At 45.6% G+C, this 19,266-nt stretch carries 27 protein-coding genes; 16 read left to right on the forward strand and 11 right to left on the reverse strand.

Going from position 1 to position 19,266, the window contains the following annotated elements:
* The first annotated feature begins 2 nt into the window (after positions 1-2).
* Positions 3-1,016 (forward strand): succinate--CoA ligase subunit beta, encoded by a 1,014-nt coding sequence (locus L3N51_RS01815; RefSeq protein ID WP_238024996.1) that lies wholly within the window; start codon positions 3-5, stop codon positions 1,014-1,016.
* Positions 1,013-1,870, forward strand: coding sequence for a succinate--CoA ligase subunit alpha (gene sucD, locus L3N51_RS01820; protein ID WP_320056934.1), 858 nt, complete (start codon positions 1,013-1,015; stop codon positions 1,868-1,870). The genes L3N51_RS01815 and sucD overlap by 4 nt, the downstream gene beginning before the upstream one ends.
* A 2-nt stretch (positions 1,871-1,872) precedes the next feature.
* Here sucD and L3N51_RS01825 read toward each other — a convergent pair whose 3' ends face one another.
* Positions 1,873-2,070 (reverse strand): hypothetical protein, encoded by a 198-nt coding sequence (locus L3N51_RS01825; protein WP_238025005.1) that lies wholly within the window; start codon positions 2,068-2,070, stop codon positions 1,873-1,875.
* A 76-nt stretch (positions 2,071-2,146) separates the two neighbouring features.
* Positions 2,147-2,689 (reverse strand): hypothetical protein, encoded by a 543-nt coding sequence (locus tag L3N51_RS01830; RefSeq protein WP_238025009.1) that lies wholly within the window; start codon positions 2,687-2,689, stop codon positions 2,147-2,149.
* A gap of 106 nt (positions 2,690-2,795) precedes the next feature.
* On the opposite strand from L3N51_RS01830, the gene L3N51_RS01835 reads away from it, so the two are divergent.
* A complete protein-coding gene (locus tag L3N51_RS01835; RefSeq protein WP_238025010.1) occupies positions 2,796-3,512 on the forward strand; it encodes a purine-nucleoside phosphorylase in 717 nt (238 codons plus the stop codon).
* A complete protein-coding gene (locus tag L3N51_RS01840) occupies positions 3,512-4,738 on the forward strand; it encodes an HD domain-containing protein (protein WP_238025011.1) in 1,227 nt (408 codons plus the stop codon). The genes L3N51_RS01835 and L3N51_RS01840 overlap by 1 nt, the downstream gene beginning before the upstream one ends.
* Before the next feature lie 41 nt (positions 4,739-4,779).
* Here L3N51_RS01840 and mvaD read toward each other — a convergent pair whose 3' ends face one another.
* Together mvaD and L3N51_RS01850 are read right to left on the reverse strand one after the other, a co-directional pair.
* Positions 4,780-5,751 carry a diphosphomevalonate decarboxylase gene (mvaD, locus tag L3N51_RS01845; protein ID WP_238025012.1) on the reverse strand — a complete coding sequence of 324 codons (972 nt, stop codon included), beginning with the start codon at positions 5,749-5,751 and terminating at the stop codon, positions 4,780-4,782.
* Positions 5,735-6,700 carry a phosphomevalonate kinase gene (locus L3N51_RS01850; RefSeq protein ID WP_238025013.1) on the reverse strand — a complete coding sequence of 322 codons (966 nt, stop codon included), beginning with the start codon at positions 6,698-6,700 and terminating at the stop codon, positions 5,735-5,737. The genes mvaD and L3N51_RS01850 overlap by 17 nt, the downstream gene beginning before the upstream one ends.
* 123 nt (positions 6,701-6,823) lie before the next feature.
* Between L3N51_RS01850 and L3N51_RS01855 the strand changes: the two genes are divergently transcribed.
* The 3 genes from L3N51_RS01855 (at position 6,824) to L3N51_RS01865 (ending at position 8,454) form a co-directional block, all read left to right on the forward strand.
* Positions 6,824-7,435 (forward strand): hypothetical protein, encoded by a 612-nt coding sequence (locus L3N51_RS01855; RefSeq protein WP_238025014.1) that lies wholly within the window; start codon positions 6,824-6,826, stop codon positions 7,433-7,435.
* Between the two features lie 185 nt (positions 7,436-7,620).
* Entirely contained in the window at positions 7,621-7,884 is a 264-nt protein-coding gene (locus tag L3N51_RS01860; protein ID WP_320056933.1) for a winged helix-turn-helix domain-containing protein, read from the forward strand.
* Positions 7,885-8,454 carry a hypothetical protein gene (locus L3N51_RS01865; RefSeq protein ID WP_238025015.1) on the forward strand — a complete coding sequence of 190 codons (570 nt, stop codon included), beginning with the start codon at positions 7,885-7,887 and terminating at the stop codon, positions 8,452-8,454.
* Here L3N51_RS01865 and L3N51_RS01870 read toward each other — a convergent pair.
* Positions 8,406-8,726, reverse strand: coding sequence for a hypothetical protein (locus L3N51_RS01870; protein WP_238025016.1), 321 nt, complete (start codon positions 8,724-8,726; stop codon positions 8,406-8,408). The genes L3N51_RS01865 and L3N51_RS01870 overlap by 49 nt on opposite strands.
* Positions 8,716-9,129 (reverse strand): glycine cleavage system protein H, encoded by a 414-nt coding sequence (locus tag L3N51_RS01875; protein WP_238025017.1) that lies wholly within the window; start codon positions 9,127-9,129, stop codon positions 8,716-8,718. The genes L3N51_RS01870 and L3N51_RS01875 overlap by 11 nt, the downstream gene beginning before the upstream one ends.
* A 51-nt stretch (positions 9,130-9,180) precedes the next feature.
* On the opposite strand from L3N51_RS01875, the gene L3N51_RS01880 reads away from it, so the two are divergent.
* A complete protein-coding gene (locus L3N51_RS01880) occupies positions 9,181-9,672 on the forward strand; it encodes an HAD family hydrolase (RefSeq protein WP_238025018.1) in 492 nt (163 codons plus the stop codon).
* Here L3N51_RS01880 and L3N51_RS01885 read toward each other — a convergent pair.
* Positions 9,661-10,260 carry a 7-cyano-7-deazaguanine synthase gene (locus L3N51_RS01885; protein ID WP_238025019.1) on the reverse strand — a complete coding sequence of 200 codons (600 nt, stop codon included), beginning with the start codon at positions 10,258-10,260 and terminating at the stop codon, positions 9,661-9,663. The genes L3N51_RS01880 and L3N51_RS01885 overlap by 12 nt on opposite strands.
* 34 nt (positions 10,261-10,294) lie before the next feature.
* Between L3N51_RS01885 and L3N51_RS01890 the strand changes: the two genes are divergently transcribed.
* The 3 genes from L3N51_RS01890 (at position 10,295) to L3N51_RS01900 (ending at position 11,596) form a co-directional block, all read left to right on the forward strand.
* Positions 10,295-10,648, forward strand: a complete 354-nt coding sequence (locus L3N51_RS01890; RefSeq protein WP_238025020.1) for a hypothetical protein — start codon at positions 10,295-10,297, stop codon at positions 10,646-10,648.
* Between the two features lie 96 nt (positions 10,649-10,744).
* Complete coding sequence (gene lrs14 / locus L3N51_RS01895; protein WP_238025021.1) at positions 10,745-11,131, forward strand: HTH-type transcriptional regulator Lrs14; 387 nt, start codon at positions 10,745-10,747, stop codon at positions 11,129-11,131.
* A gap of 204 nt (positions 11,132-11,335) precedes the next feature.
* Complete coding sequence (locus L3N51_RS01900; RefSeq protein ID WP_238025022.1) at positions 11,336-11,596, forward strand: sulfurtransferase TusA family protein; 261 nt, start codon at positions 11,336-11,338, stop codon at positions 11,594-11,596.
* On the opposite strand, the gene L3N51_RS01905 is transcribed toward L3N51_RS01900, so the two are convergent.
* The 3 genes from L3N51_RS01905 to L3N51_RS01915 all read right to left on the reverse strand — a co-directional run bounded on the left by L3N51_RS01905 (position 11,582) and on the right by L3N51_RS01915 (position 13,049).
* The gene (locus tag L3N51_RS01905) at positions 11,582-11,929 is read right to left on the reverse strand and encodes a helix-turn-helix domain-containing protein (RefSeq protein ID WP_238025023.1); all 348 of its coding nucleotides are present in this window, start codon (positions 11,927-11,929) and stop codon (positions 11,582-11,584) included. The two genes, L3N51_RS01900 and L3N51_RS01905, sit on opposite strands and share 15 nt — an antisense overlap.
* Positions 11,930-11,999: 70 nt before the next feature.
* Positions 12,000-12,419: a CoA-binding protein gene (locus L3N51_RS01910; RefSeq protein ID WP_238025024.1), complete on the reverse strand. Its 420-nt coding sequence runs from the start codon at positions 12,417-12,419 to the stop codon at positions 12,000-12,002.
* A gap of 66 nt (positions 12,420-12,485) precedes the next feature.
* Complete coding sequence (locus tag L3N51_RS01915) at positions 12,486-13,049, reverse strand: hypothetical protein (RefSeq protein ID WP_238025025.1); 564 nt, start codon at positions 13,047-13,049, stop codon at positions 12,486-12,488.
* Between the two features lie 157 nt (positions 13,050-13,206).
* On the opposite strand from L3N51_RS01915, the gene L3N51_RS01920 reads away from it, so the two are divergent.
* Genes L3N51_RS01920 through L3N51_RS01940 form a run of 5 tightly spaced genes read left to right on the forward strand, consistent with a single transcriptional unit; the run spans position 13,207 to position 18,014 of the window.
* Positions 13,207-14,241, forward strand: a complete 1,035-nt coding sequence (locus L3N51_RS01920) for a lipoate--protein ligase family protein (RefSeq protein ID WP_238025026.1) — start codon at positions 13,207-13,209, stop codon at positions 14,239-14,241.
* A complete protein-coding gene (locus L3N51_RS01925; RefSeq protein WP_238025027.1) occupies positions 14,238-15,137 on the forward strand; it encodes a radical SAM protein in 900 nt (299 codons plus the stop codon). Before L3N51_RS01920 ends, L3N51_RS01925 begins: the two co-directional genes overlap by 4 nt.
* The gene (locus tag L3N51_RS01930) at positions 15,134-16,201 is read left to right on the forward strand and encodes a radical SAM protein (protein WP_238025028.1); all 1,068 of its coding nucleotides are present in this window, start codon (positions 15,134-15,136) and stop codon (positions 16,199-16,201) included. Before L3N51_RS01925 ends, L3N51_RS01930 begins: the two co-directional genes overlap by 4 nt.
* Positions 16,202-17,023, forward strand: a complete 822-nt coding sequence (locus L3N51_RS01935) for a hypothetical protein (RefSeq protein ID WP_238025029.1) — start codon at positions 16,202-16,204, stop codon at positions 17,021-17,023.
* A complete protein-coding gene (locus L3N51_RS01940; RefSeq protein ID WP_238025030.1) occupies positions 16,980-18,014 on the forward strand; it encodes a histone deacetylase family protein in 1,035 nt (344 codons plus the stop codon). Before L3N51_RS01935 ends, L3N51_RS01940 begins: the two co-directional genes overlap by 44 nt.
* On the opposite strand, the gene L3N51_RS01945 is transcribed toward L3N51_RS01940, so the two are convergent.
* A complete protein-coding gene (locus L3N51_RS01945; RefSeq protein ID WP_238025031.1) occupies positions 17,979-19,232 on the reverse strand; it encodes a DUF1641 domain-containing protein in 1,254 nt (417 codons plus the stop codon). The two genes, L3N51_RS01940 and L3N51_RS01945, sit on opposite strands and share 36 nt — an antisense overlap.
* Positions 19,233-19,266: the final 34 nt, after the last annotated feature.

The following is a 19,266-nucleotide window of genomic DNA, read 5'->3' on the forward strand; positions in this document are numbered from 1 at the left end:
CCATGAAACTTTATGAGTACGAGGGAAAAAGACTTTTTTCGCTCGTCAATATTCCAGTGCCTCGCGGACAGGTGGTAAGGTCCCCGGTTCACGTTCAAGGAAAAGTTGTGGTCAAGTCGCAGTTACTCGAGGGAGGTAGGGGAAAAAGGGGACTTGTGAGGGTGACTGAGGACAGTTATGGAACCATTGAAGAGCTAATGAAGGAAGGCGTTAACACGTTCTTAATAGAGGAGTTTGTTCCTCACTCCAGGGAAATATATCTTTCAGCCATGATGGATAGGGAAACTGGAAATCCAATGATAGTGGCTTCCCCATTTGGCGGGATTAACATAGAGGAAAGCAAGGACGTAAGGACATTCGTTATCCCCATAGACAGAAAACTCATGAGATATGATATTGATGCAGTAGAGAAATATGTGGGATACAGGGGTCTAAGTTCAGTTATAGAAGGTCTACTCAGGCTCATCCTGGAGTATGACGCGGAACTGGCAGAAATTAATCCGCTGGCAATAACGGAGAACGGTCCCTTGGCTCTGGATTCTAAGGTTATCCTAGACGACAATGCGTTGTATAGGCATGAGGAGTTACTGAAGGAACTGCAAAGGGAGAAGGTCCCCACGGACTCATATGTGGAGCTGGAGGGTGACGTGGGTATAATAGGTAATGGCGCAGGTCTCACCATGGCAACAATGGATCTAGTGAAGCTGATGGGAGGTAATCCTGCGGACTTCTTGGACGTAGGAGGCGGTGCAGATACTGAGAAGGTGGCCTCGGCGGTAATTAGGGTTGGGAGTAATCCGAGGGTGAGAAAGATAGTGATTAACATCTTCGGGGGAATAACTAGGTGCGATGAAGTCGCTAAGGGAATTGTAGAGGCATATCAGAAGGTGAACAAGCCCATTTACGTCAGACTTACGGGTACAAATGAAGAGGAAGGAAAGAAAATCCTTCAAAGTCACGGAATAAGGGTATACGAAGACGCATTAAGTGCTATAGGTGATGCTCTACGTTCATAAATTCAGGTACTAGGGTTCTCGTTCAGGGAATTACTGGAAAGGAAGGAAGCTTCCACACCTCGATGATGCTCAAGTACGGAACTAAGATAGTTGCGGGAGTAACTCCAGGAAAAGGCGGAACTGAGGTAAATGGGGTTCCAGTGTATGATACTGTTAGGGAGGCGCTCAAGGAACATGAAATAGACGCATCCATAATTTTCGTTCCAGCACGCTTCGCTAGCGAGGCTGTATATGAGGCCGTGGACGCAGGAATTAAGCTGATCACGGTTATCACGGAGCACATACCTGTGATCGACGTTGCCAGATTCGTCAGGTATGCCAAGGTCAGAGGAACCAGAATAATTGGTCCCAACTGCCCTGGACTCATAGTGCCAGGAGAGTCACTCCTGGGAATATTACCAGCTAAATACTTCAGGAAAGGGACCGTGGGGATAGTGTCCAGATCTGGTACTCTTACGTATGAGGTCTCTCATCTAGTTGGAGACATGGGACAGTCCACTGTGATTGGAATAGGAGGAGATCCAATTGTTGGAACATCTCTTCAGGAAGTGGTTCAGGAGTTCGATCAGGACGAGAGAACAGAGGCAATTGTGATAATAGGGGAGATAGGTGGAACAATGGAGGAGAGGGTAGCGCAACTCAAGAGAGAGGGAAAGATCAGGAAGCCCATAGTGGGTTACATAGCTGGCTTAACGGCTCCCAGAGAGAAAAGGATGGGTCATGCCGGTGCGGTCGTCTATATGGGTATGGGAACCTTTGAAAGCAAGATAGAGGCCTTCAAGAAAGCTGACATACCTGTAGCTAAAACTCCTTACGAAATAAGGGATATCTTGACCAAAGTCGTCAGGAAATAAGATCAGTTGTTTCTAGGTTTTATCGTTATGGTACCAGTGTCCTCATCGACCTGCAACATATATCTTTTTCCAAATTTTTCCACCATTGACTTTGGAATATACAGGTTTAGAGGTAGTGTGTAGTATTCATATTCATAAACCTTTCCTCTAACCTGTTTCTTTCCCACGAGCCTCTTTGCCTCAACCTCTCTTTCTTTCATAAGATAATAGTAAGGTCTCATTTTTTAAAACCTTTCCTTAAGCAGTTCCTTCTTTAGTTTCGAAGTAAAAGTAAAACTAGTATAGTCTAAACGACTTGTTAAGCATATGGAACACAAGCTCGTTTTTCAGTGCTGTTGGGGTAATTCTGAAGACTGTAGCCTCAAAAGAACCGTCCGAGAACCTTATTTTCAGATGGTAAATCATGTCGTTACCAGAGAAGATGGCCATATAGACGCAGTCGTTATACTCACAGTTCGGGCCTATGCTGGTCCTCACCCTTTCCCCGTTTACTATGGTAAACATTGTTTGTAGGGACCAGTCGGAAACATTGATTATCTCGAGGGAGTCTACGAGCAGTTTATAGAGTAGCCCTATCTGAGATATTTCAAAATCCTTTCGTGAGGGAGCAATCTCATCTTTTCTAACTCTGGAAAGTACGTCAGTTAGTTCTTCCTCAGTAAGCGATATAACAAGTTGTTTGTCATCTATATAAAAGTGGATGAAACCATCCATTGGTGGCGATACGTGGATAGAGTTAACCCTGAAGGACTCTATTACCCCATTGAATCTGGCCTTATCACCGTCAATCTCCACGGAGACCTTTTCATTTCCATCCATCACTAATCAGTTTTGTAGACGACGTATAAAACCATGTTTTACACTCCCTTCAAAAACTAAACTCTCCCAACGCTAATCTTAAAAATTTCATGAAGGCATTTGCTAGATGAACCCCGTTCACATCCTTGCAAAGAAGGGAGATATTGCAGAGAAAGTTTTAGTTGTGGGAGATCCGGGAAGAGCGGAACTTCTCTCCTCCCTGCTTGAATCTCCTAAGCTCGTTAACAAGAACAGGGGCTTTCTAGTCTACACTGGTACATATCGCGGTACTAGGGTTAGTATAGCCACTCATGGTATAGGTGGACCTTCTATGGCCATAGTTTTTGAGGAATTGCACATGCTGGGAGGCAACACTTTCATTCGACTTGGCACAGTTGGTGCCCTGAGGCCTGAAATAGGCCTGGGAGAATATATTATTCCCACGGGTGCATCCTATAATCCAGGAGGACTTTTCTTCCAGTATGTGGGGGATCTAACCTCTGTTTCGGCAACACCTGACCATGAGATAGTCTCTAGGCTTATCACATCTTTTGCCTCAGCGGGACGCAGATTTTACGCTGGAAATATTTTCAGTAGTGACGCTTTTTATGCTGAGGACGAGCATTTCGTAAAGAGATGGTCGGATAGGGGTAATATTGGCGTGGAGATGGAATGCGCCACCCTCTTCTTCTTGAGCAGGTTAAGGGGGACGAGATCTGCTGCGGTGCTGGTGGTTAGCGATAACTTGGCTTCTGGTGGAAACTGGATCTCCAAGGAGGACCTTGAGAGAAGCGTTATCGACGGTGCAAAATTGATTTTAACCGTATTTTCGGAAATGAAATAATGAAATTAATAAGAGATCCAGTTCATGGCTACATAGAGGTCCCTGACAGGTTACTTCCTGTAATCTCAAATCCGCTTTTTCAGCGCCTTAGATACGTGAAGCAGACTGCCCTCGCTTACATGGTATACCCGGGGATGAATCACTCCCGTTTCGAACACAGCCTTGGGGTGATGCATCTCTCCCTGGAGTTTCTCAAGTATATCAAGGAAAACTCATCGCTAGAATTCCTGGACCAGGAGCTTATGGAACTTATAGCTACCACAGCAATGCTCCACGATGTAGGGCATCTTCCCTTCTCTCACACGTTTGAGAACGCTCTTCAGGTCGCAAAACGGATTTATGGCGTGGATGTATTTGAAAGGGACAAGAAGACCCACGTCATTCTGGGTACTCAGCTAGTGGAGAGTGGTTTGGGATCCGAGCTCGAGAAGAGCTTTAAGACGTTCGAGGACCCGGTTAAATTCATCACCAGGGTATTGCTAGAGACCCCCTCGAACAAGGAGGAGAAGCTAGCTCATTTGATAATCTCCAATTTCATTGACGCAGACAGGAGCGACTATCTCCTCAGAGATTCCTATTACGCTGGGGTGGAATATGGCCAGTTTGACATCGAAAGGTTGAAGAGATTCCTCTTTTTCGAGAATGACATGCTTGTAGTCCTGAGCAAGATCTTACCCATAGTGGAGCAATTCCTTCTGGCCAGAATGTACATGTTCCAGAACGTGTATTTTCACAGCGTTGTCGGGATGTATAACGCAATTCTCTCACAGGCCATAGCTCAGTTGTTAAGGGATGGATACCTAGTTGTGCCAACAGAGGTGAAGGACTTCCTGGTCTTTGATGATAATTTTGTGGTTTCAAAGTTACAGCTGGTCAGGCATGAATTACGTAATGCAATCATGTATAGGCAGGGTTTCAAGAGAATCAAGATTGAACCGGGTCCCAGTTGTATAGACAAGCTGGAGTCGATGAAGAAGGAAATATATGAGGATGTTAGGTCCTCTGATGGCCTTCTCGTTTACCATGAATTCAACGATGTTCCGTACAGGGAAGAAAAGGATGAAGCGGTTTATATCCTCACTCCGCACGGGGTTGAGAGACTAAAGAGGATATCACCAGTTATCGGTTCATTAAGCGAAATCAGAAAGGTAGTTGTGGGCTATCATGTGAGCAGGGAGGATCTTGGAAGAAAGTATGAGAAGATCTTGACTGAATGTAGGGACTGATCATGCGTTCAATGCGAGGCGAGAGATAGCTCGCATTCAGGTTAGACTAGATAAGGGCCCTTTCCAACCCTGTTCACTAGAATCTTTACGCTTCCAAGTTCCTTCAGGAATTTCATCACTTCATCCATGTCCTTCTCCAGCACAAATATGTGTGGATTTGGACCAGCATCAAATGTGTACCCAGCTTTACCGAACTCGGCTATCCACTCCATTACCCTGAATGATTTCTCGTTCAGATAATTCATTGGGGGCCACGAGTCCAGAATTACAGCGTGCATACTATTGCTATGTCTCATGGTGAGCTCGAAGAACTTGCTCGCATTTCTTGTCCTTATTGCGTTGACTACTTCCTCAAACGTTTCCTTAACGAACTCTAGTCTGCATTTCATCAGCGAGGAGGTGGCAGTAGTGTTCTCCATTCCAGATCTAGAGGACACCTTCTTTTTCTCCTCTCCGAAAATTGCTATGATATCCACAAGTTCCGGCCAATGATTAGGTGGGAAAATCTCCTCGCAGAAGGAATCCTCACCACTATCCAGGTCACCCTTATTCCATTTCACGAATCCGCCGAACATACTCCTGCACGCGCTTCCTGATCCGATCCTGGCAATCTTGGATAGCTCCCTGTTGCTCAAGCCCAGTCCTAGAGCAGAGTTTGATGCAAAGGTCAGCGCAGCGATTCCTGCTGCAGAGGATGCCAATCCAGCCGAGCTGGGGAAATTGGTTGTGGACTCTATCCTAGCGAATATACTTTTCCCGTATAGTTCCCTAAACCTTCTCAAGACCCTCCCTGCATACTCGTTCACCTCTCTCTCATCCAGTCTTTTACCATTTATGAGAACCTCATCCCTATCCAAGGATTCATCGAATGTAACCTTCGATCTGACCCACAGGGAGTCAAGTGATACGGAAAGTGAAGAATTCAACGGCAGATTGAGCTCCTTGTCTCTCTTTCCCCAGTACTTCACGATGGCAATATTGGAGGGTGCAATTGCCTCAGCTTCCAGTTTCAACTCTCACACCTTCATCCTGTTTAACATCTATGGTTCTAATACTCATTTTCTGCCAGGCCTCCCTTACTTTCTCAAGGTTCTCTCCTAAAGCCATTATGAGATCTCCTCCACCTGCTCCAGGCATTAGGGATATAAGGGCACCATTTTTCTCGGCTAGTGCCATCAGTTTCCTATCCTCCTCGGTCTCTAGTTCCACGCCCACAACCTGTTTCGAGAGCAAGTTCAGGTTTCGTCGCGCCAACTTTATGTGAGGTATCGCGGCGTCAACTTTCCCGAGCTCCAGTAGTTTGATTGCCATCTCGTTATCTATTTCAATCTCGTGCATTACTTCCTTGAACCGCTGGTTTTCCTTAGCTTCCTCGAATCTCCTGACCAAGTTTACCGTGTTAGCACTTCTTCCTGTAAAACCCAAGAGGATCTGTAAGTTGTCGGGAATCTGTAGTTTCTTTATGGTGGAATCCACTTTGTTGATATCGTTATATCTTCTGTACACAACACTACCGAAGGTAGCCGCGGCTATGTCGAACCCACTCCCAATACCTTTCTGTCGCCTATAGTTAGCCCTCTGCGAAAGCCTATACACCAGATCCACGTCCAGTTTTCCTTCTAGGGTATATATGAGGCAACCCGTTAGCGCCACAGTTCCTGCAGAGGAGCTTCCAAGACCGGTCTTCTTCCCATCTATCTGGAACTCTGGGTCGTTTATGAGGTAAACCCTTAAGGGAGGAATTTCGTAAACTCGTCTAACTTCTTCAAGCACGCTGTCAATGAGCTCGTTTTGACCCTCGAGGAAATTCCCGTATGATGTGATGAACTCCAGCCTTTGAGATTCCTCACACCTGCACCTGACTCTCCTGTTTATGGCTATCACATGTGATATCCCACCGAATACCACTGAGTAGCTCCCTATCCATAGGACCTTTCCTGGCGCCGTTACCTCATTCTGCATTTATTTTACTCAATTGAATAAGACCATAAAGCTATTCAGGTGTGTTTACATGAGCTCTTAAGGTGTGAGCAACAAGATCAGAATATAGCTAATTTCTTTATTCGAGATTTTTAGAATTTCCATATGGACTTTCTTGACAAGAAACACAGGACGGTTCTGGTGGCCGTAGCCAAGGAAGGTTATGGAGGAATCTCCATTGATCAGCTTTTTGCCACTCTGTCTCCATTTCTTAGCAAGGACACCATTGTGAAACTTATTGAAGATTTATACTTTTCCCAGTATATCGTGATCGTGAGGGACTCTGGCGAAATAAGATACATAGCGAGTAAGAGCGTTAGGAATGCAATGATCTCGCTGGAGCTTCAGAGATATAGATTGACCAAGTTTCTTGAGTCCCTTAAATCCCTTGGAAACTCTCAAGAAAAACCTAAGCCAGAGGAAATATCCAACTTAGTTGAAAAGGGATTAAGAATAGTGTCCACAGGTTATATTCAGCTACTTTCCGAAGTTCCAGAGCTCACTATTCCGGAGTACACCGAGATGATGGAGCTATTGAGTAAGGAATTGTTCGGAAAACTAATCCAGACGGTGGAGAAGGAGACACCCAACGATGAGATGGAGAAGTTGGTTGAATTAATTGGTAAATATCGTGGAGAAAGGGATGCTGAGGTAATAAAGAATCTGATGTTTATAACCACGAAACAGAATCAACCTCAATCAGGGACATCAAAATGAACTGGAGAGGATCCTTTGAGTTAGTTTAAGAAATCCATTTTGTTACGAAACTACTTGATTTTTACTATGTAAACAAGTTTACATGGGTTATTCATGTTTGCTCATCTGACAAACCGTCAGTTGATATGAAAACGCTTAAAAAGAACAACTGTAGTATTATACTCATGCGATCTCGGAGGACATCAGTGGAAATAATGGCGGATATACTTGAAGTGGTTAGTAGTGGGAGTACTAGCAAGTCCTCCATCATGAAGAATGCTAATTTAAGCGAAGGGCTTACAGAAAAATATCTATTAATACTGAAGAGTAAAGGTCTAATTCAACAGAAAGATGGCTCTTTCGTGTTAACCGAGAAGGGTAGGCAGATCCTTAATAACTTTAGAGAAATTAGAAGACTAGAGCTAAGATTGGACGAACTCTTAAATTCGACATTAAATGAATTATCTTAGATGGCATCAACATTTGTACAGGAGGCCCTTCTGTTTTCGCTAATAATCCTCATGGAGTTAGTGATCTCCTACTACGGTCTTCAGAGGTTTGTAAGTAAACTGGAGCCAGTATCGCACAAGGTGGAAGACGTATTTCTGCTTTACACCTTTAAGCAGATCGTTAACTTCGTTTCAGATAACGACCTAGTTCAACAGAGCCTCATTGGTTCGCTGGCCGGTATGAATGATAAGGATCTTTTGGACTTTATGAGGAATAAAATTGGTGATATAAAGAGTCAGCTCAGCGAGATCGGGGATGGAATCTCCAGATTCGAGAAGGCACGCAGGACCATATCCAGGATACTTACAATGTCTCTTCAGATAAGGATCATGATTATAATCAGTCTAATAGGCCTAGCCCTGGTGATTTTCCTGCCCTACGATGCCGAGCTGATGGACTTGGGGTTAATGTACGGGATTGAACTGGTGGCGCTCTATTACACCTTTCTATCCATTTTCCTCTATATTTCCTTGTCCAGGGATTACTCCAGTGTCTTAAAGTCCATAGAAAGTCTGGAGACCTCCAAGTAGGCAAGAAGGTCTAGTATTTTCCTCATATAGACCTTGACAAAGTAATACATCCTATACCTTCTGAAAACGTTCTCATCCTCTTGGAGAATGTTTATATAACTATCTGGATCGTACCTTTTCACATTTAGATTTCTGCCATCTATTGATAGGGAGTTGGGGCATTCCCTCTTGGATACGATGAGTATTTCGTCACCGTTTATTCCTGCTAGCATAACATCCCATTTGCCCACCATCTCAACGGCTTGGAGAACTACCTCTTTCTCACTTAGCAATTCTGCTGGCCTCCTTTTCAAATATCTCCTTCACTTCGCTCAAGGGTTTGAAGGAATTTCTGTCCATCTCCTCTACCCTTATTTTCACGATCCAGCTTCCATAGGGATCATCGTTCAGCAGGCTGGCGTTATCCAGGACTCTTTTATTAACCTCTATCACCTCTCCCTGAATTGGGAACCTGAACTTTCCTATCCACTTTGCGCTTTCCACAGTGAATACAGGCGTCCTGGGGTTGATCTTCTCTCCCACATTTTTAGCAGATACTTGAAATATTTTCCCAGTCATATACTGTCCCAGATCGGTTACTCCTAGGGTCAGGACGTTTCCTTCCAGCTTTGCCCATACGTGTTTCTCAGGGTCATAGAGAAGGTCTTCGGGAAATGAAAAGCCATTTATTTGCATGTGGAATTTGAGGTAATCAATACTTATAAATCTTAATTTATTAAAAAACCCATGGATTTTGGGATATGGCTGGACGGCGTAGTTTTAGACGCGGATACAACCGAGTCGCTCTACTCCAGTTATAAGGGCAGTAACTCACCGGTTCCCATAACTAGTAGGGTGAACCCTGATTGGCCAAGCTTCTATGCACGGGTGAAAAATAGGGGACGCGTCTACCTTCTCTCCCCTTACTCCTGCGAAGATACCCGGGAAATATTGAGGAAAGTGGGGATGGAGGAGAGGTTTGTGTGTAACACGGGCAAAACCAAGCCATCTAAGGAACCAACGGAGAGACTTGTCATGGAGAATGGGCTAGATCCTCTAAATCTGGTGATCATAGGCTCATCACCATTGGATCTTCTTTCAGCGAGATTCTACGATTCAAGGATTAGGGTAGTCTGCGTGGTGAGGAAGAGCGATTGTTCCAAGTATAGCCCTTTCATTCAGGTCAAGAACCTAGACGAGGCCTTGAAGTCCCTGGAGAGGCTTAAATTACTGCCATAGATAGTTGGTCCTATCCTCCATGTCTGCTATCTTGAACGCCAGTTTCCTTGCCTCACACTGGGAACATCTTCCACAATGGGCCCTGTGACCTAAAAGGCACGAGTAAGTATCTAGCGGATTCATGCCGTACTCAACTCCAATCTTGAGTACGTGGGCTTTGGATAGTCCCATAAACGGGAAAACGAGGTTTATGCGGAGAGCTTCAGCTAACTTTCGCAGGGCACTCATAATCTCAGGCTTGTTGGATTCGTATTGACATTCTTCACTAACCGTGAAAACGTAAACTGAGGAGTAACCCATTTCCAAGGCATACGTGAGTGCGAAGGGAATCATCACAGCATTTCTATGTTTAATGGGTTCGTGCGGGATCAGGGACTTCCCTTCTCTGAAGTATTCTCCCATCTTCCTCACGTCAACCTCAATCAGTCTCTTTCCCAGCCTTTCGCAATTGACCCTCGCGTACTTAACCTGTTCCTTGAACGCTCTCTGACCGTAATTCATTATCATACAATCGTAATCCATTTCCCTGTATCTGTACATACCCGCAGTGGAGTCCAAACCACCTGATACTAGGAACAAGGACTTCATGCTTTTTTAAATAACAAAAAACGAAAATAAGTTAATGGAAAGCAAGGAAAACGAGGCCAAAAAACTGGCAGCCACCTACGCCAGATGGCTGCGAAATCCGGAGGAGGCCCTCTTTGGAAAAACGGGGAAGGGTGTGGTTATGCAGATGTATAACGCAATAAAGCAGGCCAAGACCAAGGACGAACTTGTTCAGGTTCTGGACCTATCCAAATACGAGCTGTCTAAACAAACTTACAATGATATGACCAGATTCATTAACGAACTCAGAAACAAAATTTCCCAAATGCCTGACCAGGATGCTATAAACTTTACAATAGAGGTAATGAGATACTTTCAGATATCTCTTTTCACCAAGCTCGAGGATATGAAGAGGGGACTTTGGGCCTAATGAATATTTTATTCTTGCAATAATCACGAGATACATTTTTGCTAAAATAAGCAAAGATTTATATATACGTTTTTACCACATATTATGTGAGTTAGAATGGAAGTCCAAAAATTAAAAGCTAGACTCCCTTCCGGAAGGGAAGTAGGATTGGTGGAAGCGCTGAGCTTCTGCTACGACATCTCTGACACGGATTTTCAGATACTTAAGGCATTGATAAACATGGGACCTAAGACTGAGGACGACCTGGCCTCCGTGCTGAAGCTTAGTAAGGCGTCCATAAACAGGTCCGTGAACAAGTTAATCTCCATTGGATTCGTGGAAAGGGTAAAGGATCAAGGATCAAAGGGAGGAAGACCAAGATACATATACAAGGCCGTGGACGCGGAAGCTCTCACGGATAAGATATCGAAGGACTTCGAATATTGTGCCAAGCTATTTAGTGGTCTAACTCCCGCTGAACTCAAGAGCTTTCCGAAGCCCTAGGGCATTTATAGCGGAACCTATCAGGCTCTCTCATGAAGGTGAGCTGGCAGATTTCTGTGTCAAAATAGTAAACCGTTTCCTCGTATTTTTGCTGATAGGGTGTGCATTCCGCTTCAAAGAGTCTATTACAAACTGGACATACAACTTTCATGATTTCTTTCATGATTAAGAAGACTTTTTAGCTTTTTGGGTTCATTAAATGCCATGGAGGAGCTAAATCTCTTGGATCTGGAATGTCCCGAACCATTCATGAAGGTAGCTGCAAAATTAATGAAAATGAAAGAGGGAAGGCTAAAGGTAACGTTCAAGGACCCCAAATGCGATGACATGATAATGGAAGCGGTGAAATTGATGGACTGCAAGGTTATAGAACATACCTCTCAGGGAGGCACTTACACCTTAGTTCTTGAGAAGATGTCCTCCTCTGGTAATGAAGGTAAGGTTCAAGAGTTAGGAGGTTGCTGATAGAATCTTTTCGGCGCATCTCTTCAAGTCAATCTTGACTCTCTCCTGAAAGCTGTCAGAGACCGCATAAAGGAACTTCGGCCTTCCTATCTTTTTCCCGTCGACCTTGATTCTTTCGACCAGTCCAAGTTCTATTAACTTCTTCATGCTATTTTCCACCGTGGTTTTACTTAGCCCCATTATCTTACCAAGTTCCACCGAGGTCTTTGGCTCTCCAAGCTCAAGCAACTTGAACAGGCAATCAACATCGGTATCGCTGATCTTATAACAACACCTTATACTCTCCTTCTTCTCCTTCAATGTATCTTTAAGTGCGTCGAAAGTTTCCATCATAAATATTTATAAAGTATGCCCGTTAAAAACTTTTTCTATTTTTTCAGACATCATCCCAAAACCGTGGGCTCTATTGTCCGAAGAGTTTCACATACTCCTTATACATGCATCTATCTTGGATTACTATTAACCCCTCAGACCTAGCCTTTTCGGCAGACTTATCATCCCTTATTCCTTCCTGAAGCCAAACAGCCTTCACGTCGTTCCTTTCCCTTTTCCTTTCCAGCACTTGGTCAATAATGGCGGGTACATCCTTTGAGGGTCTAAACACCTGAACCACATCTATATCATCTTGAACGTCTTTTAATGAAGGGTATGATTTCCTCCCAAGAATTTCAGTTACGGTGGGATTTACCGGGTAAACGACATATCCGTGCTCCATAAGAAATTTGGGAACCCTGTGTGATGGCTTCTCGGGATCCTTGGAGAACCCGATTGTGGCTATCCTCTTGAAGTTGGTTAAAACATACCTTATCTGACTTTCCTCCATGGATTTATATTAGGTACGGAACATTTTAAAAGCTAATACTTGGTTTTCTAGCTATACTATTGAGTTTTACATGATATTTACAAATCTTTCATTTAATAGTAGAATGAAGAACAGAATTGTGATCGTTCCTGTAGCGACATCCAGCACTCGGTCAAGGTTCCTAGGAAGGCGTAGGGTAGCCATTCCGACAAGTATGATTGAGAGACTGGTTACTATGGCGAACCAGGTTATTACCCCAGCCCCAAGGAGTATGGATCCCGTATTCATGGCTAAGATTATTGTAACTATCTTAGAGGGAGTAACGTTGAACATGCCCTGAATTAGTCCCGTGCTCTTGGGTTCGACTTCGAACTCCAGTCTAAATATCCCGGAAATTAGAAGGAGGCCTCCAAACACTATCCCCAATAGGTCAGAGGCCAGTTCAATTTCAGGCTTCACGTAACTAAAGTAAATTAGGACAAGAGAGAGCGGGATCGCTATCAGGGCGAAACCCGCCGAGTGAAATATGGCCATTTCCACCAATTTTCTGTTTTTCCTCACTAACCTAGCCGAGGAGATGTGATCGGGTTCCAGACCGTGCGCTACGCCTATCAGACCTACAGTTGCCAGCACGTCAGCAATGTTTATCATGACTCTGGCTACTCGCGTCCTAAAAAATACGTTATTGACACCTAAACCCAGGAGAATTGCCACCTGATGCTTAAAATAAACAAAACGTAAAAAGATACTTATAATAAGTTTTTTGGGGAAAATCTTTATATATAATATGGTACATTAAGTTAACGAAATGCCCAACTTTAGGTTTATTTTAGAGAAGGGACCTCAGCACAGGATCCTCGCTGGGGAGGAGGCCTTGTTGGATTCCGTTGCTGAGGGATCTGAACCTGTTCTCAGGTTTGTTATCTTTGATCCTACCGCAGTTCTTTTGGGCTATCATCAATCTGCTGAGCAGGAGGTTAACTTGGAGAGGGTGAGAGAGAGGGGATGGGACGTGGGGAGAAGACCCACGGGTGGAGGCACAATAATCATGGGCCCAGATCAGCTGGGCTGGGAGATATATTCAGAATCGTCGCTTTTAGGAGGCTCTGTGGAATCAGCTATTAAGCGTTCAGCAGATGCAGTTATATCAACCCTTTCCAGGTTTGGGATCAAGGCCAATTTCAGGCCCAAAAACGACGTTGAAATAAATGGGAGGAAGATTTCAGGTTTGGGGGCATTTTCCGTGGGGAAGTATATCTCGGTGACCGGAACGATTCTGGTGGACTTTGATGTACAGGCCATGGTTGACACTCTGAAGTTGAGCACAGAGAAAATGAAGGATAAGGTATCAAGGGACTTCAGGGAAAGAATAACTTGGTTAAACAGGGAACTGGATTCCCGGGTTCCCATGGAAGAGGTGATAAGGGAAGCCAGATCAGCCTTCCAGGAATCGCTTGGCGTGGAACTCCATGACGAGAAGTACTTGCCTAGGGAGGAGGAGAACATCAGGGAGCTTGAGTTGAAGTATAGATCTCAGGAGTGGGTCTTCGGCCTTAGGAAAACTCTTGAAGGAGAGGATGTTAGGCAGGGAGAGATCAAGCTTCCAGGCGGACTCTTTAGGGTCCAGGTTAAGCTGGCCGGGAAGGGCCTTATACAGTCAGTTCTAATCACTGGAGACTTCTTCGTGGAACCTAGAAGAAGCATTTATGACCTCGAGGCTAGACTCAAGTGGTCCAGGGTAGAGGATCTAAGAAGAGAGGTCTCTGACTGGTTTCAGGGCGTCAAGTTCCTGGGAGTGGACAGGGATCAATTCATTCAGTTTCTGGAGGGTCTGGTGAAATGAAACCCATCTTCTTTTACGCGCCCTCACTTAAGAGGTATGAGACGGACTACCTAAGCTCAGATGATGGGTGGAAACCAATCTCCGTAACCGGCACATCCTGTGCCTTCAGTTGCAAGCATTGCGAGACCAGAGTTCTTGAGGGAATGGAGGACGGATCCACAAAGGAGAAGTTTGAGAGGATCATGGAAAATGTTAGTAGGGCAGGTCAGAAGGGAGTGATCCTGTCTGGAGGATCTTCTCCCAGGGGAGACGTCCCAGTCTGGAAATATGGTGAAGTCCTCAAGAAGTATCCACAGGTCACTGTTATAGCTCATACAGGAGTGGTCAAATCCAGGGAGATAGCCAAGAGATTCAAGGACAGCGGGGTGAAGATCGCATTATTGGATATGGTTGGGGATCAGGAGACCATAACCGAGGTTTTGGGACAGCCATTCACAGTTGATGATTACCTTAACTCGTTTAAGTTCCTTAAGGAGGCAGGAATCAAGATTGCCCCTCATGTCATAGTTGGGCTCAGCAAGAGGGGAGTGGAGGGAGATCTTCATGCGCTGGAACTTTTAAGGGAGGTCAATCCAGACGCCGTGATTGTTGTGGGACTAATGCCACTGGTGGGAACTCCCTACAAGGGAGTGAAGGAACCCTCCCCAGAGGAGCTGGGAAAAGTCCTCATGAGGGCCAGGGAGCTTTTCACGTCTCCTGTCATGTTGGGCTGTGCTAGGCCCAGGGGGAAGGCCTACCTTGAAGTGGAGAAAATGGCCGTGGATCAGGGTATAGACGGTATGGCATTTCCCTCCCAGGAGACCATAGAGTATGCCATGGGGAGAAGGGAGGTAATCCTTAGCCACGCATGTTGTGGCAACGTGATACATGACTTTCTATTACGGGTGTCCATATGACCCTAAGATTGAATGAAGTAAAACCCATAAGTAGTCCTGAGTGGGTGAGACTCAGCTTCGGTGCAGATATGGTGCTAGGTTTTTCACCTGGAAGGTTTCTGAAGGGAGCACTGAACACCACCATCAACCTCCTGCAGTACTACCCTGATGGGTGTAAGGCAAACTGCATCTACTGCGGTCAGGCAAGGGAAGTAAGTCAAGGTCCTGAGTGCAAGACTTTGATAAGGGTAGAATGGCCATTAAGGCCTCTAAATACAGTACTTGACAGAATAAAGGAGAGACAGGGGGATCCAAACTACGGGTTACAGAGAATCTGTGTTGGTCAACTGGCTCATCCCAGGGCGTCCCCCGATTCCGTGGAGATAACCAGGAGAATTAGAGAGAAGGGAATAGAGCTACAGATCTCCGAGCTGGTTACAGCAACATACACTAGCAAGGACGACATGCGCAAGATGAAGGAGGCAGGCGGAAACATGATAGATGTTGCCATAGATGCTGCTAGCAAGAGGGTCTTTGACGCCGTGAGGGGGAAACCTGTGAGGAGTATGCATAGCTGGGATAGATACATTCATGCCATAGACAACGCGGTGGAGGTATTCGGCAAGAAGAACGCCGGGATACATCTAATCATTGGACTTGGCGAAACAGAGCAGGAAGCAGTATCCCTTATGCTTTACGCTCATTCCAGGGGAGCCAAAATAAGTCTCTTCGCCTTCTACCCGGAAGAGTCGACCCCCATGGAGAATAGAAAGCCCGTACCCCTTCACGTTTACAGGAGAATGCAGATATCGAGGTGGTTGATTGAGAACGACTTGGTGAAGGCTGAGGACTTCGTGTTCGACGAAAAGGGACAGTTAGTGGACATTAATCTGAGCCCCGATATAACCCTTCAGGAACTCTCTGGAGCCTTCTTGACTAGCGGGTGTCCAGGATGCAACAGGCCTTATTCCAATGAGAGACCTGGGGATAGATTGAGGAATATTCCCTGGTATCCCAACGAGAAACAGACCCTCAATGCAATTAAGTCATCGAGACTACCTCTGGCTAAGAGGTTCCTGAACTAAATGAGGTTTCCAGAGGGTAGCTTAGTCAGTTTTTTCACAAGTGGTTTCCCCTCGCACGTAAAGGTAAGTGCGGTAGATGTGGGCTCCTACGACAGGGAGGATTTTATCTCCTTTTTTAGAGGCATTGTGCTATCCGTTGAGAGGTTCAAGGTTGGAAGACCCAACAGGTATGCTGAGACAGACCACGATTACCTAGTGGTGGTGAAAAGCGGGTCCAAGCTTCTGAAGGTGCTTCATGTAGCTCCCTATCTAGAGCCTGGGGAGGAGATTAAACCAGGTGAGGCCCTGGGAAAAATGATATCCTCTCCATATACCGGTGGAGACTTTAGACATGCTCATATTGAGGGACTTAGGTTCACCTTCCCAGAAATCGAAACATCGGATGAAAGGGGTATAGGTCAGGTAGTTAAGACTTCAGAGAATTTCATTGATGTGAGACTATCTACCTATTCCATAGCAGGAGATTTCAGGGGTCTTGGGTGTTGTGGTGGTCTGCTTAACGCCAGTCTTCCCTTTGCTGGTTACGGTGGGTTAATTGGGACAAGGCAGAGAGGTGTAATCATGGTAGGAGGAAAGAAGTATAGCGTAGCCAGAACAAGACGTAATCTCAGCATCTTTGAGAGCAGGAAGGGACTTGTCAAGAACTGGGAATACGACTCGGCATTCAAGGTCATGGCAAACAGGCCAGTGGACGGTCCGCCTCTTCTGGAGAGCATTCTCTCATTCAGGGGTCGACCCGTAGTCAGGATATTTGGTAAGATGGACCTCAAGGAGGGTGATGAAGTTGACGTATGGGCGATCATTGGGGATCATATGGGATGAGAGATTCAGAGAGATTTCTTTTTCCCACCCCATGATAAGGGATGTTTCCAAGAGCAGGATATCCAAGTTCAGGGAGCTGGTCTCTGCCCTGAACAACGTTTACTTCATATCACCAAGGCCAGCCCATTATGAAGATCTCCTAGAGGTTCACGACGAGAGCCTTCTGAGGAAAATAAAGGAAGTAAGCTCCCTTCCTCACATCGGCTTCTTGGATTCCGGAGATACCGTTCACTACCCCGGAATGTTTGAGGATATACTTCTGGTAGCAGGTTCAACTCTCACTGCAATCTCCTTGTCAAGGTTCTTTGAGACAATATACATCCCGCTTGGTGGATTTCATCACGCCACAAGGTCAAGGTCCATGGGTTTCTGCCCAATAAACGACGTTAACCTAGCCATCTCAAGGCTGATCAAGAACGGGGAGAGAGTTGCCCTCGTGGATGTGGATGCCCACCATGCCAACGGTGTGGAGGAAATGTTTTACGATAAACCGGTACTGAAGGTAAACATTTTTGCCTATGACGGAAAGTTCTTTCCAGGTACCGGGGATCCCGGAAGGATAGGAGAGGGCGAAGGTTATGGATATAACTTTAATGTGGGGTTACCCCTGGGCTCCGCTGACGATTCGTTTCAAGAGGCACTGAGAATCCTAGAGGTGGTTGAGGAGTTCAGGCCCTCGGTCTTGCTCGTGGTTGCTGGAGTGGACGGTCATAAGGACGATGGACTGAAATCCCTGAACCTGACCACAAACTCTTTCAACCTACTGGGTCTCAAGGTGAGCAGGCTGGCCAAAAGGCTCAACGCAAGGATCATTTCCTATGGAGGAGGAGGCTACGGTCCAGGGTCAGCACCCTCCATGTTCTCCTTCGTGATGGGTCTCATGGAAACTAAAACTAGGGATGAAATACCAACCCAGGATGAGGAGAAAAAGGCTTACGTGAAAAAGCTGGTTGATCTATTCCTTGAACGCCTTCCCGGTAGCCTTAAGTAGAGAAGTCATTATACCCAGGGCATACTTGGAGTCTGGGTCCCTGGTTAATCCCGCCAATCCTCCTATACCCACAGGCTTCACGTTTGGCAGTTCGTTTGCCCATATCTTCATTGCCTTGGCGAACTTCTCCATTACTGAAACCATTGTATCCACAAGTTGTGGATCTGCCATCACATCCATCAGCTTGTACATTCTGTCCATGACGCCTGTCCTCTGCAGTTCAGCGAACTTCATCATCAGGTTGATCATGGAATCCATATCCATCTGAGCCAGCGCCTTGACCGTCTTCTCATCAGTTAACTTCTTCAGAACCGGCATGGAGGCCTCAAAGGCTCCCAGCATGCTCTCCACATCCAACTGCTGAATCAGTTTAATTGCCCTATCGCTGGTGAGCTTCTGCATCATGGGCATCAAGGAGTTCATGGCCCTTAGCAAGCCGTCAATATCCATCTTCTGTATCATGTTGATCGTTTCCTCACTTGTCATCTTCTCCAGCAGGGGCCACAACGCTTGAACCTTCCCTATCTGATCCATCCCGAAGGCTATCAGGGTGTTCACCAGGTCAGTCTTTTGTACAGTGTCAAGTAGTGCGAGACCCTGTTGCATGAGGTTCATTAGGTTGTCCAGCTGTCCCGATTTTTGCATCTCGCTCATCATGTTGGCAAGTTTGGTCAGGGTTGGGGTCATGGTCTCGGCAGCGGTAAGGAGGGCATCCATATCAAGGCTCTGTATTATCTTCAAAGTTTTCTCGCTTGTCAGCTTACTGAGTAGCGGTGTTAGGGAGCCCATGTATTCCAGAAGAGAGTCGTAGTCTATGCTCTGCAGTACCTTTATTGCCTTATCGCTGGTCAGCTTGTTAAGCACTGGGGTAAGCTTCTCGAGTGCGCTTAAGGTGGAGTCAATATCAAGTTGCTGGATGATGCTGATTACCCTATCACTTGTCATCTTCTCCAGCAGGGGCCACAACGCTTGAACCTTCCCTATCTGATCCATCCCGAACGAAACTAACGTGTTCATCAGATCAGCTTTCTGAATGGCGTCAGCTATACTCACGACCTGCCCCAGCATATCCAGCATGAAGTCAAGTTCTCCCTTCTTGTCCATTTCACTTAGTTTCTCAGCTACCTTCTCGAACGTGGGTAGAACGTCCATCAATTTGGTAACTTTTTGTAAATTCTCTTCTTTGAGCAAAATTTCCAGTGGATCCTGTTGCGACATACTGTTTCACTACTCCTTATATATCATTACTTAA

The sequence above is a fragment of the Metallosphaera javensis (ex Hofmann et al. 2022) genome, from assembly GCF_022064045.1.
In the GTDB taxonomy this organism is placed as follows: Archaea; Thermoproteota; Thermoprotei_A; order Sulfolobales; family Sulfolobaceae; genus Metallosphaera; species Metallosphaera javensis.